10 protein-coding genes are annotated in these 15,051 nt (G+C 66.0%); 5 read left to right on the forward strand and 5 right to left on the reverse strand.

What is annotated here, in order from left to right; genetic code table 11:
* Window positions 1-27 precede the first annotated feature (27 nt).
* The 4 genes from VF643_RS14715 (at window position 28) to VF643_RS14730 (ending at window position 7,046) form a co-directional block, all read left to right on the forward strand.
* Entirely contained in the window at window positions 28-1,197 is a 1,170-nt protein-coding gene (locus VF643_RS14715; RefSeq protein WP_331044131.1) for a CoA transferase, read from the forward strand.
* A gap of 99 nt (window positions 1,198-1,296) precedes the next feature.
* Window positions 1,297-3,288: a threonine--tRNA ligase gene (gene thrS / locus VF643_RS14720; RefSeq protein WP_331044132.1), complete on the forward strand. Its 1,992-nt coding sequence runs from the start codon at window positions 1,297-1,299 to the stop codon at window positions 3,286-3,288.
* 122 nt (window positions 3,289-3,410) lie between these two features.
* Entirely contained in the window at window positions 3,411-3,914 is a 504-nt protein-coding gene (gene infC, locus VF643_RS14725) for a translation initiation factor IF-3 (protein ID WP_331044133.1), read from the forward strand.
* 231 nt (window positions 3,915-4,145) lie between these two features.
* On the forward strand, window positions 4,146-7,046 hold the full coding sequence (locus VF643_RS14730) for a TonB-dependent receptor (protein ID WP_331044134.1): 2,901 nt from the start codon (window positions 4,146-4,148) through the stop codon (window positions 7,044-7,046).
* Between the two features lie 149 nt (window positions 7,047-7,195).
* Here VF643_RS14730 and VF643_RS14735 read toward each other — a convergent pair whose 3' ends face one another.
* Window positions 7,196-9,943 (reverse strand): [protein-PII] uridylyltransferase, encoded by a 2,748-nt coding sequence (locus VF643_RS14735; protein ID WP_331044135.1) that lies wholly within the window; start codon window positions 9,941-9,943, stop codon window positions 7,196-7,198.
* A 458-nt stretch (window positions 9,944-10,401) separates the two neighbouring features.
* Between VF643_RS14735 and VF643_RS14740 the strand changes: the two genes are divergently transcribed.
* Window positions 10,402-10,956: a hypothetical protein gene (locus tag VF643_RS14740; protein WP_331044136.1), complete on the forward strand. Its 555-nt coding sequence runs from the start codon at window positions 10,402-10,404 to the stop codon at window positions 10,954-10,956.
* A gap of 69 nt (window positions 10,957-11,025) precedes the next feature.
* On the opposite strand, the gene VF643_RS14745 is transcribed toward VF643_RS14740, so the two are convergent.
* The 4 genes from VF643_RS14745 to VF643_RS14760 all read right to left on the reverse strand — a co-directional run bounded on the left by VF643_RS14745 (window position 11,026) and on the right by VF643_RS14760 (window position 15,005).
* Window positions 11,026-11,757 (reverse strand): DUF3800 domain-containing protein, encoded by a 732-nt coding sequence (locus VF643_RS14745; RefSeq protein ID WP_331044137.1) that lies wholly within the window; start codon window positions 11,755-11,757, stop codon window positions 11,026-11,028.
* Window positions 11,758-11,861: 104 nt separating this feature from the next.
* The gene (gene mutS / locus VF643_RS14750) at window positions 11,862-14,447 is read right to left on the reverse strand and encodes a DNA mismatch repair protein MutS (RefSeq protein ID WP_331044161.1); all 2,586 of its coding nucleotides are present in this window, start codon (window positions 14,445-14,447) and stop codon (window positions 11,862-11,864) included.
* Window positions 14,448-14,464: 17 nt separating this feature from the next.
* Window positions 14,465-14,749, reverse strand: coding sequence for a type II toxin-antitoxin system RelE/ParE family toxin (locus VF643_RS14755; protein WP_331044138.1), 285 nt, complete (start codon window positions 14,747-14,749; stop codon window positions 14,465-14,467).
* The gene (locus tag VF643_RS14760) at window positions 14,742-15,005 is read right to left on the reverse strand and encodes a hypothetical protein (RefSeq protein ID WP_331044139.1); all 264 of its coding nucleotides are present in this window, start codon (window positions 15,003-15,005) and stop codon (window positions 14,742-14,744) included. Before VF643_RS14760 ends, VF643_RS14755 begins: the two co-directional genes overlap by 8 nt.
* Window positions 15,006-15,051 lie beyond the last annotated feature (46 nt).

Below are 15,051 nucleotides of genomic sequence, written 5' to 3' on the forward strand. Positions count from 1 at the left end.
CCGGGAGGAATGGGCTAAGCAGCGTCCATGACTCCCCCCCTGAACCCTCCCCCCCTCAACCTGCGCGTCCTCGAACTCGCGCGCATCCTTGCCGGACCTTGGGCGGGGCAGCTGCTCGCCGATCTGGGTGCGGACGTCATCAAGGTCGAGCGGCCGGGGGAGGGGGACGACACCCGCCATTGGGGGCCGCCCTTCCTCACCGCCAGCGACGGCACGAATCTCGGCGCTGCCTATTTCCACAGCTGCAATCGCGGCAAACGCTCGGTCGCGATCGACATTGCGAGTCCGCAGGGTCAGGCGCAGGTTCGCGCCCTGGCCGCCGATGCGGACATAGTCATCGAGAATTACAAGGTCGGGGGTCTGGCCCGATACGGCCTGGACGCCGCCACGCTGCGGGCCGCCAATCCGCGCCTCGTCTATTGCTCGGTCACAGGTTTTGGCCAGAGCGGGCCATATGCGGCGCGTGCGGGCTATGACTTCATCATCCAGGGGATGGGCGGCGCGATGTCGATCACCGGCGAGCCGGACGGCCCGCCGCAGAAGAGCGGCATCGCTTATGCCGACGTGTTCACCGGCGTCTATGCTACCGTCGCCATCCTTGCCGCGATCGAGCGCCGGCATGCGAGCGGCGAGGGCGCGACGATCGACATGGCCTTGCTCGACAGCCAGGTGGGGGTGCTCGGCAACCAGGCGCTCAACTGGATGGCGAGCGGCCGCGTGCCGCAGCGGATGGGCAACGGCCACGTGAACCTCGCCCCGTATCAGAGCTTCCCCACCGCCGACGGCGACCTGATCGTTGCGGTCGGCAACGACCGGCAGTTCGCGCGGTTGTGCGCGGTCCTCGGCGAACCCGCCTTGGCGCAGGACGAACGCTTCGCCACCAACCCTGCCCGCGTCGCGAATCGCATAGACCTGATACCCCGGATCACCGCGCTGACTCTGGGCCGCACCAGCACCGAACTTCACGCCGCGCTGGACGCCGCCGGCGTTCCGGTCGGCGCGGTCAACCGGATCGATCAGGTCTTCGCCGACCCACAGGTCTTGGCGCGCGGCATGCGGGTGGCGGTGGAGGATGCGCATGGTGACACGCTGCCCGGCCTCGCGCCGCCGATCGTGATCGACGGGGTGCGAATGGGGCACGGCAAGGCATCGCCGCGGCTGGGCGAAGACGCGGACGCGAAATGGTACGCGCGGTAGAACGTGGGATGATGCGCGCGGTAGAACGCGGGGTGGCTTGCCTATCCGCCCCCGCGGACGGCATAAGCCGCGCCATCCATTCGCGTATGAAAGCTCGTCATGTCCGTCATGTTCCGTATCACGCTGCCCGACGGGTCCGTCCGTGAGGTAGCGCCGGGGACCACCCCTGCGGACGTCGCGGCGGCGATCGGGCCGGGGCTGGCCAAGGCCGCGATCGCCGCGCGCATCGACGGCGAGGTGCGCGATCTGGCGCGCCCGTTCGACGGCGACACGAGCCTGTCGCTCGTCACAATGAAGGACGAGCGCGATGCACTCGAACTCGCCCGCCACGATTTCGCGCATGTGCTGGCCGAAGCGGTGCAGCATCTGTTTCCGGGTACCCAGATCACCTTCGGCCCCGCGACCGACGACGGCTTCTACTACGACTTCGCGCCAAAAGAGCGCCCGTTCACCGGCGAGGATCTGCCGGGAATCGAGGCCGAGATGCGGCGCATCATCGCGCGCGACGAACCGTTCCAGCGCGAGGTCTGGAGCCGCGAGCAGCTGATTGAGACGTGGCAGCGCCAGGGCGAGACGTTCAAGGCCGAATGGGCCGCCGAGCTTCCCGATAGCGAGGAACTGACGATCTATCGGCAAGGCCAGTGGCTCGACATGTGCCGCGGGCCGCACATGCCGTCGACCGGGCGGCTCGATCCGGCGGCGTTCAGGCTGACGCGCGTCTCGGGCGCTTATTGGCGCGGCGATCAGAACAATGCGATGCTCAGCCGCATTTATGGCACCGGCTGGCTGAGCAAGAAGCAGCTCGACCAGCATCTGTTCCGGCTGGAGGAAGCCGCCAAGCGCGATCACCGCAAGATCGGCCAGGAAATGGACCTGTTCCACCTCCAGAGCGAGGCGCAAGGCTCGGTGTTCTGGCACCCCAAGGGCTTCGTGCTGTGGCGGCAGCTGGAAGCGTATATGCGCCGCCGCCTCGACGCCGCGGGTTATGCAGAGGTCAAGACCCCGCAGCTGATGGATGCGCGCCAATGGGAACAGTCCGGCCATTGGGGCAAGTATCGCGAGAACATGTTCGTGGTGCCCGACGAGGTGCCCAACATCGAGGATGAGGGAGCGGTGCTGTCGGGCGAGGGCGACCTCATGGCCTTGAAGCCGATGAACTGCCCCGCGCACGTCCTGATCTTCCGCCAGGGGATCAAGAGCTACCGCGACCTGCCGATCCGCATGGCCGAATTCGGCTGCTGCCACCGCAACGAGCCGCATGGCGCGCTCCACGGCATCATGCGGGTGCGCCAGTTCACCCAGGACGACGCGCATATCTTCGTGCGCGAGGACCAGCTGATCGGCGAGGTCCGCGCCTTCTGCGACCTGCTCGATTCGGTCTACAAGGATCTGGGCTTCGAGAGCTATGCGATCAAGCTGGCGCTGCGCCCCGAGAAGCGCTTCGGCAGCGAGGCGATGTGGGACTGGTCCGAGCAATCGCTGCGCGATGCGGTGAAGGCGACCGGGCGCGACACCGCGGATTACGGCTGGGAGGAACTGCCGGGCGAGGGCGCCTTCTACGCGCCAAAGCTCGAATTCCACCTGACCGACGCGATCGGGCGAACGTGGCAGGTCGGCACGATCCAGACCGACACCGTGCTCCCCGAGCGGCTCGACGCGAGCTACGTCGGCGAGGACGGCGATCGCCACCGCCCGATCATGCTCCACCGCGCCATTCTGGGCACGTTCGAACGATTCATCGGCATATTGATCGAACACCACGCCGGCCGCTTCCCCCTGTGGCTCAGCCCGGTGCAGGCGGTGGTGGCGACGATCGTCTCCGACGCCGACGAATATGCACGGCAGGTCGCAGCGGACCTGGCGAAAGCGGGTATCCGCGTCGAGACCGACCTCCGCAATGAGAAGATCAACTACAAGGTCCGCGAACACAGCTTGGCCAAGGTTCCGGTCCTCCTGGTCGTCGGCAAGCGCGAGGCGGAGGAAGGCACCGTCGCGGTCCGCCGTCTCGGCAGCCAAGGCCAGGAGATGCTGTCCCTGGCAGACGTTATCGCGCGGTTGATGGCTGAGGCAACGCCGCCGGACCTTATCTGACGAAGGTTTGACGCTCGAACCTTTCGCTCGGCCGTAAAAATCTCTATATGACGGGTTGAACCACCACAGGAGCAACACCCATACGTCCTCCCACACTGCGCCGGCCCAACCAGGCGCCGCCGATGAACGGCCCGCGATTCAACGAGTTCATCCAGAGCCAGAAGGTCCGCGTGATCGATCACGAGGGCGAGAATCTGGGCGTGATGTACACCCGCGAGGCGATGGCGCAGGCTAACGAACTGGGTCTCGACTTGGTCGAAGTGTCGCCCAACGCCGATCCGCCGGTCGCCAAGTTCCTCGACGTCGGCAAGTTCAAGTACGAGGCGCAGAAAAAGGCGAACCTCGCGCGCAAGTCGCAGAAGACGCAGGAGATCAAGGAGATCAAGATGCGTCCGAACATCGACGATCACGATTACGACACGAAGATGAAGAAGGTGAACGACTTCATCGGCGAGGGCGACAAGGTCAAGATCACGCTGCGCTTCCGCGGCCGCGAACTCAGCCACGGCCAGCTCGGCATGAACCTGCTCAAGCGGGTCCAGGACGACGTCGCCGAAGTCGCGAAGATCGAGGCTTATCCGCGCATGGAAGGCCGCCAGATGCTGATGGTGCTCGCGCCCAAATAAGTGACGCCGCCGCCCGGCGGCGCATCCGATAGGGTTTGCGGTTCCCGCCCGGTGTGCAGACACCGGGCGTAGCGTCGTATCATCGCCTTGGCCTTGATCCCGGTGTGGTGTTTTGGCGACACTCATTCTAAAACCCTTAACGAACAGAAAAATTCCTAGACGCACGCCTCATTATCACCCTACCGGCCCGCGATACCGATCATTCGAATCGTACCCGGAGAGTTGAAGCCCATGCGTGCCACCGCGTTCCTTTTGTCCGTTGCCGCCGTTGCAATTGCACTACCTGCCGCCGCCCAGGTGCCGGCAGGCTCCGAGACCGCGCCAGCGCAGGCGCCGGTGCCATCCGACGCGGTCGCCGGCGGCTCTGTGGACGGCCAGACGCAGGGTGCGACGGACGCGGATACCACCGCCACCGAGGCCGCCGCGACCGAGCAGGTCAGCACCGGCGACATTGTCGTCACCGCAACGCGCCGCTCCGAGCGGCTGTCGAACGTGCCGATCGCGGTGTCGGCGGTCAGCCAGCAGTCGCTGCAGAATTCGGGCGGCAGCGACATTCGTTCGCTCAACCAGCTCGCGCCGTCGCTGCTGATCTCCTCGACGGGCAACGAATCCAACGCATCGGCGCGCATTCGTGGCATCGGCACGGTCGGTGACAACCCCGGCCTGGAAAGTTCGGTCGCGGTGTTCATCGACGGGGTGTATCGCAGCCGTACCGGCGTCGGCCTCAACGAACTCGGCGAAGTCGAGCGGGTCGAGGTTCTGCGCGGACCGCAGGGGACGCTGTTCGGCCGCAACGCGAGCGCCGGCCTTATCAATATCATCACCCGCGCGCCCGAGTTCAACTGGCACGGCAATGCGGAAGCAACCTACGGCAATTTCGACCAATATCGTGCAGCGGGCGGGATCACCGGGCCGCTGATCGGCGACACGCTCGCGTTTCGGGTGGACGGTGTGTACGTGAACCGTGACGGCTTCTACAAGAACGTCACGCAGGGCGGCGGCAGCGAAGCGCGGGTCAACGATCGCAATCGGTACTTCGTCCGCGGCCAGCTGCTCTTCAAGCCGACCGAGGACATCAGCTTCCGCCTGATCGGCGATTACACCCGCCGTAACGAAAGCTGCTGCGGCGCGACCTATTACAGCCAGGCCGAGACGACTGATCCGACCGCCAATGCGGTTCAGGCGAATGGCAGCGCGGTCAATACCGACGGCGCGGTCACTTCCGGCACGTCTAACCGCATCGTCGACATCCTGCGTCGCCAGGGTGCGGTATACCCCCGCGCGGGCGTGACCGCCGATCCGTTCAACCGCGAGGTTGCGGTGACGCCGGGTCAGACGTTCCGCAACAAGACCAAGGATTACGGCGGATCGGCGCAGCTCGACTGGAACCTGGGCGGCGCGACGCTGACGTCGATCACGGCATACCGCGAATACAAATCGGGTAACGCGGGCGACGTCGATTACACCAACGTCGATCTCACCCACCGTGCGGGCGACGGCAATGCCTTTCGCCAGTTCAAGACCTTCACCCAGGAGGTGCGTCTTCAGGGTTCGCTCTTCGAGGACAAGCTCGACTGGCTGGTCGGCGGCTTCTATTCGAAGGAGAAGCTGAAGCTCGTCGACAACGTGGTGTTCGGTGCGAACTATGGCGCGTTTGCGGCCTGTCGCCTGGTGGCGACCGCAAATCCGCTGGTGCTGCTCCAGAACCAGGCCAATCCGGGCTGCCTCGGTACGGCACCGCAGGCGGCGTTCGGAGGCGCCACCGCGCGGCAAGCCTTCGGCGCCAATTTCGGCGCGCTTGCCCCCGCGGTCCTCGGTGGCCTCGATCTGCTGTCGACACTCAACAATCGCGGCGATCAGCGTTCGATCTACCGCCAAGACAGCGAGAATTACGCCTTCTTCACGCACAACATCGTGCGTTTCACCGACACGTTGTCGTTGACGCTCGGCGCGCGCTACACGCATGAGCAGAAGGAATTCCGCGCCAACTTCAACAACAACAACACGATCTGCCCGGCGCAGCAGGCCAATCTGTCGCCGCTGGTCGTCAACCCTGCGGTCCCCGCGGCGGCGCGGACGTTCATTGCCGGCATCGTGACGCTGACCTGCACCGGCAATTCGTCCTCGACGCTGAACGCGCTCAATCTGAACGACAGCTTCGATGACAGCGAAGTCACCGGCACCGCGGTGCTTTCGTGGAAGCCCACGCCGAAGCTGCTGACCTACGCCTCGTTCGCCAAGGGCTACAAGGCGGGCGGGTACAACCTCGATCGGTCCGACCTCGGCGGCCTTAACGGGGTTTTCAGCCCGCGCACCAATGCCGATGCGGCGGGGCTTCGCTTTGATGCGGAAAAGGTCAACAGCTACGAACTGGGCGCCAAGTTCAACACCCGCGGCTTCAGCCTGAACGTCGCCGCATTCCGTGCCGAGTTCCAGGATTTCCAGCTGAATACCTTCAACGGTTCGGTGTTCGTGGTGCAGAATATCCAGGGCTGCTCGAACGACCTGGGTGGGGCGGATACCGACAGCCTGGCGGGCAACGGCACCTGCGTCGGCGACGCGAACAAGCGCGGCGTGATCTCGCAGGGTGTCGAGCTGGAAGCGACGATGAGCCCGGTGCGCTCGGTGTCGTTCAGCGCGGGCTACACCTATTCCGATACCAAGTTCCGCCGCAACCTGGTCGGCAATTCGCAAGGCGAGGCGCTGGACCCCGCGTTGTTCCTGCTGCCGGGCGCTCAACTCTCGAACGCGCCCAAGAACGTCGTCACCACGTCGTTCAGCTGGACTCCGGACATCGGCGCGAACGGGCTTTCGGGGCTGTTCTACGTCGATAGCCGCCTGTCGTCCGATTATAACACCGGTTCCGATCTGGCGCCGGAGAAGAAGCAGGACGGCTTCGCGCTGGTCAACGCCCGCATCGGCATCCGTGGTCCCGACCAGAACTGGGCATTGGAACTGTGGGCGCAGAACGTGTTCGACAAGAACTACATCCAGGTGGCGTTCAACACGCCGTTCCAGGGTGCAGGCTCGTCGGCCAACACCCAGGCGTTCGGCACGACCGGCAACGCGCTGTATTCGGCATTTCTGGCTGAGCCGCGCACCTATGGCGTGACCCTGCGCTCGCGCTTCTGATCCTGGCGATCCTCCCCGCTGGCCGGGGAGGGGAACCTCGACGCGCAGCGGCGTGGTGGAGGGGGTTCTCCGCAAAGGGTGTCGCTGGTGGAGAACCCCCTCCACCAGCCTTTGGCTGGTCCCCCTCCCCGTAAACGGGGAGGATTGATTCATGCCGCCACCTCCTCCGGTTCGCCCGCCGCCGCCGCCAGCAGTTTGCGCTCCAGCGTCTTCAGCCGGCCCGGATTGACGATGCGGTCGCCGGTCAGGTCGGTGAGATAGAAGACGTCGACCGCGCGCTCGCCATAGGTCGCGACGTGGGCGGAATGGATGGTCACCTTCGACTGGAACAGCGCATGGGCGAGCTGGTTCAGCAGCGCAGGGCGGTCGCGCGCGTTGACCTCCACCACGGTGAAGCGGTTCGATGCGCGATTGTCGATCAGCACGTTGGGCTGGATGTCGAACGCTTCGGCGCGACTGCGCGATAGCGGGCGTGCGGTCAGCCGGTCGGCCAATTTGCCGCGATTTGCGAGCGCATCCTCGATCCCGCGGCGCAATCGCCCGAGCTGCTGCGTGTCGTCGAAGGGGCGCCCGACCGGATCCTGCACGAGGAAATTGTCGATCGCCATGCCGTCGCGCGTGGTGTGGATGCGCGCGTCGATGATGTTGCCGCCCGCCAGATGGATCGCGCCTGCGATGCGATAGAACAGCCCCGGATGATCGGCGGCGTAGATCGTCACCAAAGTGGCGCCACGCTCGGCATAGACCTGTGCGTCGATCGCCAGCGGCATGTCGGCGGCGCGCGCCATCAACCGGGCATTGTGTGCCAGCACGTCGTCCGGCTCGGCCACCCAATAGGGTTCGGCCAGGCGACGGACGTGGGCGGCGAAGGCGGCGTCGTCCCAGCCCAGCGCCCCGCGCAGCTGCTCCTGCTTGACCGCGACCCGTTCACTGCGGCCCTTCTGCTTGTGGCCGAGCCGCAGCACCTCTTCGGCTGCCTCGTAGAGAGTGGCGAGCAGCTGGCGTTTCCATCCGTTCCAGACGTTCGGTCCCACCGCGCGAATATCGACGATGGTCAGCAGCATCAGCAGCCGCAGCCGTTCGGGGCTCTGCACGATCTCGCAAAAATCGAGGATCGTCTTGAAATCGCTCAGGTCGCGCTTGAACGCGGTCGCCGACATCAGCAGGTGGTGGCGGACCAGCCATGACACCGTCTCCGTCTCCGCAGGCGTCAGCCCGAGCCGAGGGCCGAGACGACATGCCACCGCGGCACCCAGGACCGAGTGATCGCCGCCGCGCCCCTTGGCGATGTCATGGCAGAGCAGCGCCACGTACAGCGCCCGGCGTGAGACGATCTGGCGGACCAGCGCAGCCGCCAGCGGGTGATCGCCGTCGAGCAGCCCGCGCTCGATCTGCGATAGCAAGCCGATCGCGCGGATCGTGTGTTCGTCGACGGTATAGTGATGGTACATGTCGAACTGCATCTGCGCGACGACGCGGCCGAAATCGGGAACGAAGCGGCCGAATACGCCGGTTTCGTTCATCCAGCGCAGCACCAGTTCGGGATCGCGCGGGGAGGCGAGCACGTCGAGGAACAGCGCGTTTGCCCGAGGATCGGTGCGGATGTCGTCGGCCAGCTTCACGTCGCGCGCCGCCGCACGCATCGCCAGCGGATGAATTTCCAGCCCGTGCTTGTCGGCCAGCGCGAACAGTTCGATCAGCCGCGCGGGGTCTTCGCTGAAGAAATCGTCGCGCGGCAGCGCCAGGCGGCCGCGATCGAGCACGAAGCCGTGCAGCCGCGTCGGCCGCCGCCGGATTGTCGGCAATCCGAACCGCCGCCCGCGCCCGGCGAACGTCTCGTCCAGATGCGCCAGGAACACGCCGGTGAGGTCACCGACGATCTTGGTTTGCAGGAAGTAGAATTGCATGAACCGCTCAACCTTCGACTTGCCCGGTCGGTCAGAAAAGCGCATCCGCCCCGCGATCTCGCGTTGCAGGTCGAAGGTCAGCCGGTCCTCGGCGCGCCCGGCGACCGCATGGAGGTGGCAGCGCACCGCCAGCAGGAAATTGTCGGCGCGGTGGAAGCGGCGGTATTCCTGCGGTGTGAACAGCCCGCGCTCGACCAATTGCGCCGCGCGCTGAACGTCATAGGCATATTTGCCGATCCAGAAGAGCGCGTGCAGATCGCGCATCCCGCCCTTGCCCTCCTTGACGTTGGGTTCGACGACATAGCGGGTATCGCCCATCTTGACGTGGCGGGCGTTGCGCTCGGCCAGCTTGTCGGCGACGAACTGGCGCGCGGTATCGGCCTGCACCTCGGCCTTGAAGCGCCGCGCCGCCTCCTCGTACAAGCCGGTGTCGCCGACGACGTGCCGCGCCTCCAGCAACGCGGTGCGCACCGTCACATCGGCCTTTGCCTGGCGCACCATCTCGTCGAGCGAGCGGCTGCTGTGGCCGATCTTGAGCCCCAGATCCCAAAGCGCATAGAGCATCGATTCGATGACGCCCTCGGCCCAGGGCGTCTGCTTCCACGGTGTCAGAAAGCCGATGTCGACGTCGGAATAGGGCGCCATCTCACCGCGGCCATAGCCGCCGACCGCGATCAAGGTCAGCCGCTCGGCCGCGGTCGGATTGGGAAGCGGGTGGAGGCGCGCGACGGTGAAATCGTAGAGCGCGCGCAGCAGTTGATCGACCAGATACGCCTGCGCGCCCGCCGCTTCCAGCCCGCGCGAGGGGTGGGCGAGCATCCGCCGCTCGACCTCGGCACGTCCCTCCACCAGCGCCTGCTTGAGCAATGCGGTGGCCTGACGCCGCAAGGCACCGCGATCGGCGCCGTCCAGCGCGGCCAGCGCGTCGGCGAGCAGGCGGCGATCGACGATCGCGCGGCGGTTCGGGATCGATTCGAATCGGCTGGGCATGGCGGCTAGATAGGGGCGCGACGTGAAAATGCAGCGCGCGGGGCGAGCCGGCCGGCGCGAAACTTCCCTTTCGTCGCGCATATGAGGGATGATGCGGGCGTGAAGTTTGCGGGTCCGGCGTATCGCCGGGGCTTGATGCCGCAGCATGACGCCATACCGTTCGTTCCAAACCGGAGGAACCGCACGCTACGCTCGCGCGGGAAGCGTCCCCTTTGAGGGTCGCCCTTTTCGAGGCCATCGTTCGAGGCGTTTCGGCGGGTCGAGGGAGGGCGCATGGCGGCGACGATGACGAGTCACGGGGTTGTAGGACAGCGCAATGACGAGTCTCGCGGTTGGCGCAGTCCCGAGGGCCGCTCCACGCTCTCAACAGCGCCAAGACCTTGCCACGGCGAGCACCCGGAGACTATGCTCAGCGCGCCGGCATCCAGATATGCCCAAATGCTTGAGGGGGGATCGTCATGGCCGCGTTGAACGAAGAACTGACATGGGCAAATGTCGGCGCGATCAGCACGGGTCCAGGCACCAATGTGTCGGACGCATTTCAGCTTCTATTCGGTAATCCTACCAAGGAGTTGCTGGTCAAGGGCACGAAACTCTACAAGTTCAACGGTTATAGGACGCTGGCGCGAGACGCGCTGACACCCGATACGCCGATGTCGCCGTGGTGGAGTCCCATCCACGCCTACAAGCACGATGCCGGGCTGGAGCAGAAGATCAAGATTGCGCAGGCGAACAGCGTCAGCCTTCGCGAATGGGGACGGCTCACCTCGGCGATCAAGGAGAATTGGAGTTCGCTCGACTGGTTGCTGACCGTCGAACTCGCCGAGCCGGTGTATGCTTGGTTCGGTGGTTTCAAGAGCATGGACCGGATCGACAAGGACGCGCAGTCGGCGCGCAACTCGGCGGTCGAGAAGCGTGGCGGCAGTTCCAAGCTGCCAGGCGGCGCCACGCAATTCTATATCCCGAACCTGGCGTTTCGCCACTTCGCCAACCACGCGTTCGCGGCGCTGTAGCGACCGGCGTGTCGTGATCGCATCCTCTCGATCGGTGCAGCCGGCCTATCCGGATTGCGATCTGCGTGATTACCGATTGCGGCAGGAATGGCAGATGCATTCCTCGCCCGCCGGAACGCGATGAATCAGGCCTTGTAGCTGTCCACCTACGCCGTCGAACGAGTTTTTAATGACATCGAAGAATATGGGATCGCCATGTTCGAAATATCGGCGCGCTGAATGTGCGACCAGATCGGCGTACTGGATCATTCTCGTGGCTTTTGAATTCACGAACAACGGTACTTCTGCGAGATTATAAAGCTGTCCCCAGCGATGACCGATCAGACGAAATTGTGTCGCGAGCGTTTGTAGCGAGGTTTCGTATGAGGTCTCATCAAGAACGATCAATCCGCGCTGGGTATTTCCCTGCTTGTGGAAGCGGCCGAGCATGCGATCGAAACGGCTCGCAACATGCTCGAACGCCAACTCCATAGGATCGTTTTCCCCTGCCGCGCGGCGATGGACGGCGGCGCAAAACAGTCGCGTATTTCTACTCTGTACCAAGTAAGACAGCGCCTCGCGATATGCTTCCATCCGCGTTTCGCGGGGTATGCCGCGCCACTGCTTCTTTCCGGAAAATATTTCCGTGCCATGAAATTCAAGGTTTGCTGGATTGTCCGGCCAAAGCCGCTCGGCAAGGCGATCGAGCTGTTGTGAAAGCCAGTGCCCGCTCGTCTCGAACACGCTTACGCCAGCGAGCACGATATGACGGTCGCTCGCATTGCCAACCGAGCCGGAGTCATCAAGATAAAGAAGGTGCATTTACCGCAAAGAGGCAGCCGGGCGAAGCACATGGCTCCGACGATCCGCTACGGCGTATCTCCCGACTGCATGATCCATATATTTTGTATTGCGCTAAATGCAAGCTAATTGCTTTTCTCATTCGCCAGTGCCTTGATCCGGTAGAGCGCATCCAGCGCATCGCGCGGAGACATTGCGTCGAGATCGAGGTTGGCGAGTGCCTGGCGGACGGTGTCGCATTCGGCCTCCTGCGCCTGTGCGGCGGCGGCGAAGAGGGGGAGGTCGTCCAGCCCCGCGGCGAGGCCACCGGTCTTTGCCCGGCCCGCCTCCAGCTTGGCGAGGACCGCTTTGGCGCGCGCGACCGTTGCCGGGGCCATGCCGGCGAGGCGGGCGACGGCGAGGCCGTAGCTGCGGTCGGCGGGGCCTTCGGCCAGTTCGTGGAGCAGGACCAGTTCGCCCTTCCATTCGCGCGCGCGGACGTGGTGGAGGGTCAGCGCGTCGCAGCGTTCGGCGAGCCGGGTCAGTTCGTGATAATGGGTGGCGAACAGGCAGCGGCAGCGGTTCTCGTCATGCACCGCTTCCACCACGGCCCAGGCGATCGCCAGGCCGTCGTAGGTCGAGGTGCCGCGCCCGACCTCGTCCAGGATCACGAAGCTGCGCGGCGTCGCCTGCGCCAGGATCGCCGCGGTCTCGACCATCTCGACCATGAAGGTGGAGCGCCCGCGCGCCAGATTGTCCGACGCGCCGACCCGGCTGAACAGCCGGTCGACCAGGCCGACGCGCGCGGCCGTCGCGGGGACGTAGCTGCCCGCCTGCGCCAGCACCGCGATCGCCGCATTCTGGCGCAGGAAGGTCGATTTGCCGCCCATGTTCGGTCCCGTCACCAGCCATAGCCGCGACTCCGGAGTCAGCGTGCAATCGTTGGCGACGAACCGCCCCCCCGCCTTGGCGACCGCCGCCTCGACCACCGGATGGCGCCCGCCGCGGATCTCGAAACAGGGTTCGTCGACCAGCACCGGCCGCGTCCAGCCGCCTTCCGCCGCGCGCTCGGCGAGCCCGGCGGCGACGTCGAGCCGGGCGAGCGCGTCGGCGGTCGCGGCGATCGCCTCGCGCGTGGCGAGCGCGGTCGCGGTCAGTTCCTCCAGATGCGCGGCTTCGGCGGCCAGCGCGTGGGTGCCCGCCTGGCTCACCTTCATCGCGACCTCGTGCAGCGCGGGCGTGTTGAAGCGCACCACGCCGGCCAGCGTCTGCCGGTGGGTGAAGCCGCTGTCGGCAGCCATCAGCGCGTCGGCGGCGCGGGCGGGCACCTCGACGTGATAGCCCAGCACGCCGTTGTGGCGGATCTTGAGCGCGGGCGTGGCGGTCTTCGCGCGGAACTCGGCCTCCAGCGCGGCGATAGCGCGGCGGCCGCCGGCGCCCGCATCGCGCAGGTCGTCGAGCGCGGCGTCATAGCCGGCGGCGATATAGCCGCCCTCCGACGTCTCGATTGGCGGCGAGGCGACGAGCGCGCGCTTGAGCAGGTCGATCAACGCGCCATGGCCGCGCAGTTGCGGTGCCAGCGCGGCCAGCATCGCGGGCGGATCGCTGGCGCCGGCCAGTCGCTCGCCCAGGCTCCACGCGCCGTCCAGCCCGTCGCGCAACTGCCCCAGATCACGCGGGCCGCCGCGTCCCGCCGCCAGCCGCCCGAGCGCGCGGCCGACGTCGGGAAGCGCGCGCAGGGTGGCGCGCAGCGTCTCTCGCAGGCCGGCATCGTCGTGGAGGAAGCGCACGAGATCGAGCCGCGCATCGACCTGCGCCCGGTCCATCAGCGGCGCGCCGATATCCGCCGCCAGCGTGCGTGCGCCGGCGCCGGTGACGGTGCGATCGACGGCGTCGAGCAGCGATCCTTTTCGCAAGCCCGCGGTGGTGCAGGTCAGCTCCAGGCTCTCGCGCGTCGCCGCATCTATTGCCATCGTCGCGCCCGTCGCGGCGAGTGTGGGCGGGCGCAGGAACGGCATCGCGCCCTTGGCGGCATGTTCCAGATACGCGACCAGCCCGCCCGCCGCGGCCAGCGCCGCGCGCCCGAACGCGCCGAAGCCGTCGAGCGTCGCGACCCCGTAGAGCCGCTTCAGCCGCGCTTCCCCGCTTGCGCTGTCGAAATCGCCGTGCGGGCGCAAGGTCGTCGCCGCCTGGGCAAAGGCGCTCGCCTCGCCCGCCACCACTTCGGCTGCCGCCAGCCGCGCGAGTTCGGCGCCGACCCCGGCGGCGTCGGTCTCGACGATCTCGAACCGCCCGGTCGAGACATCGGCGGCGGCGACGGCGACCTGCCCCCCGGCTTCGCCGATCGCGACGCACCAGTTCGCGGTGCGCGCGTCGAGCAAAGCCTCCTCGGTCAGCGTGCCCGCGGTGACGAAGCGGACGATGGCGCGGTTGACGAGCGCCTTCGACCCGCGCGCCTTGCGGGCGGCATCGGGGCTTTCGGTCTGTTCGGCGATGGCGACGCGGTGCCCGGCCTTGATGAGCCTTTGCAGATACCCGGTCGCGGCGTGGACGGGGACGCCGCACATCGGCACCTTGGCGCCATCATGCTCGCCGCGCGCGGTCAGCGCGATGTCGAGACAGGCGGCGGCGATGCGCGCGTCGTCGAAGAACAATTCGAAGAAATCGCCCATGCGGTAGAAGAGCAGGCTGTCGCCGGCTTCGGCCTTGAGCGCGTGATATTGCGCCATCATGGGCGTGGGAGGGGTGGTCATCCGCGCTGCCGATAAGGTCGGCGGCGGCCGTGGCGGACGTCGAGGATCACGACTTCATCGCCGGTCACTTCGTACGTCAGGCCGTAAGGCGGTACGCCGGTCATCTGACGCAGGCCTTCACCAGCGTGCCGGCCTCGATGAGGAAAGGTTTTGAGGCTCTCAACCAATGCGAACAGACGCGTGGAAATATCGTCGGCAGCTCGAACGTCGTATCGCCGGACGTAGGCGACGATCGTATGTACTTGCCGAGCAGTTCCGATCGGCCAGCGAACTTTAATCATTCTTGCAGGCGAGCCATTCCTCGATCGGGAGGAACTCAGCGCTGCCCGCCGTCTTGAGCCATTCACCGACTAGCTCGTGCGTATACCACCGGCCAGCTGCCATGTCGGTGCGTGCCCGCGCGATACTCTCGGCAAGGTCGTCCTCCCCGGTCTCCGGAGGGGGCGGCAGCGCGCATAGCCAATCGGTCAACTCGTCTTCCGACATGCCGGTGACCGGCTTGGCAATGTTTGCTTCGTGCTTCACGTTGATGAGCATAGCCCCGTAGGCCCCCGCTTGAAAGGCCTGCGGTAAACCGCCTAGA

The organism is Sphingomonas sp. (genome assembly GCF_036387595.1).
Classification (GTDB): domain Bacteria; phylum Pseudomonadota; class Alphaproteobacteria; order Sphingomonadales; family Sphingomonadaceae; genus Sphingomonas.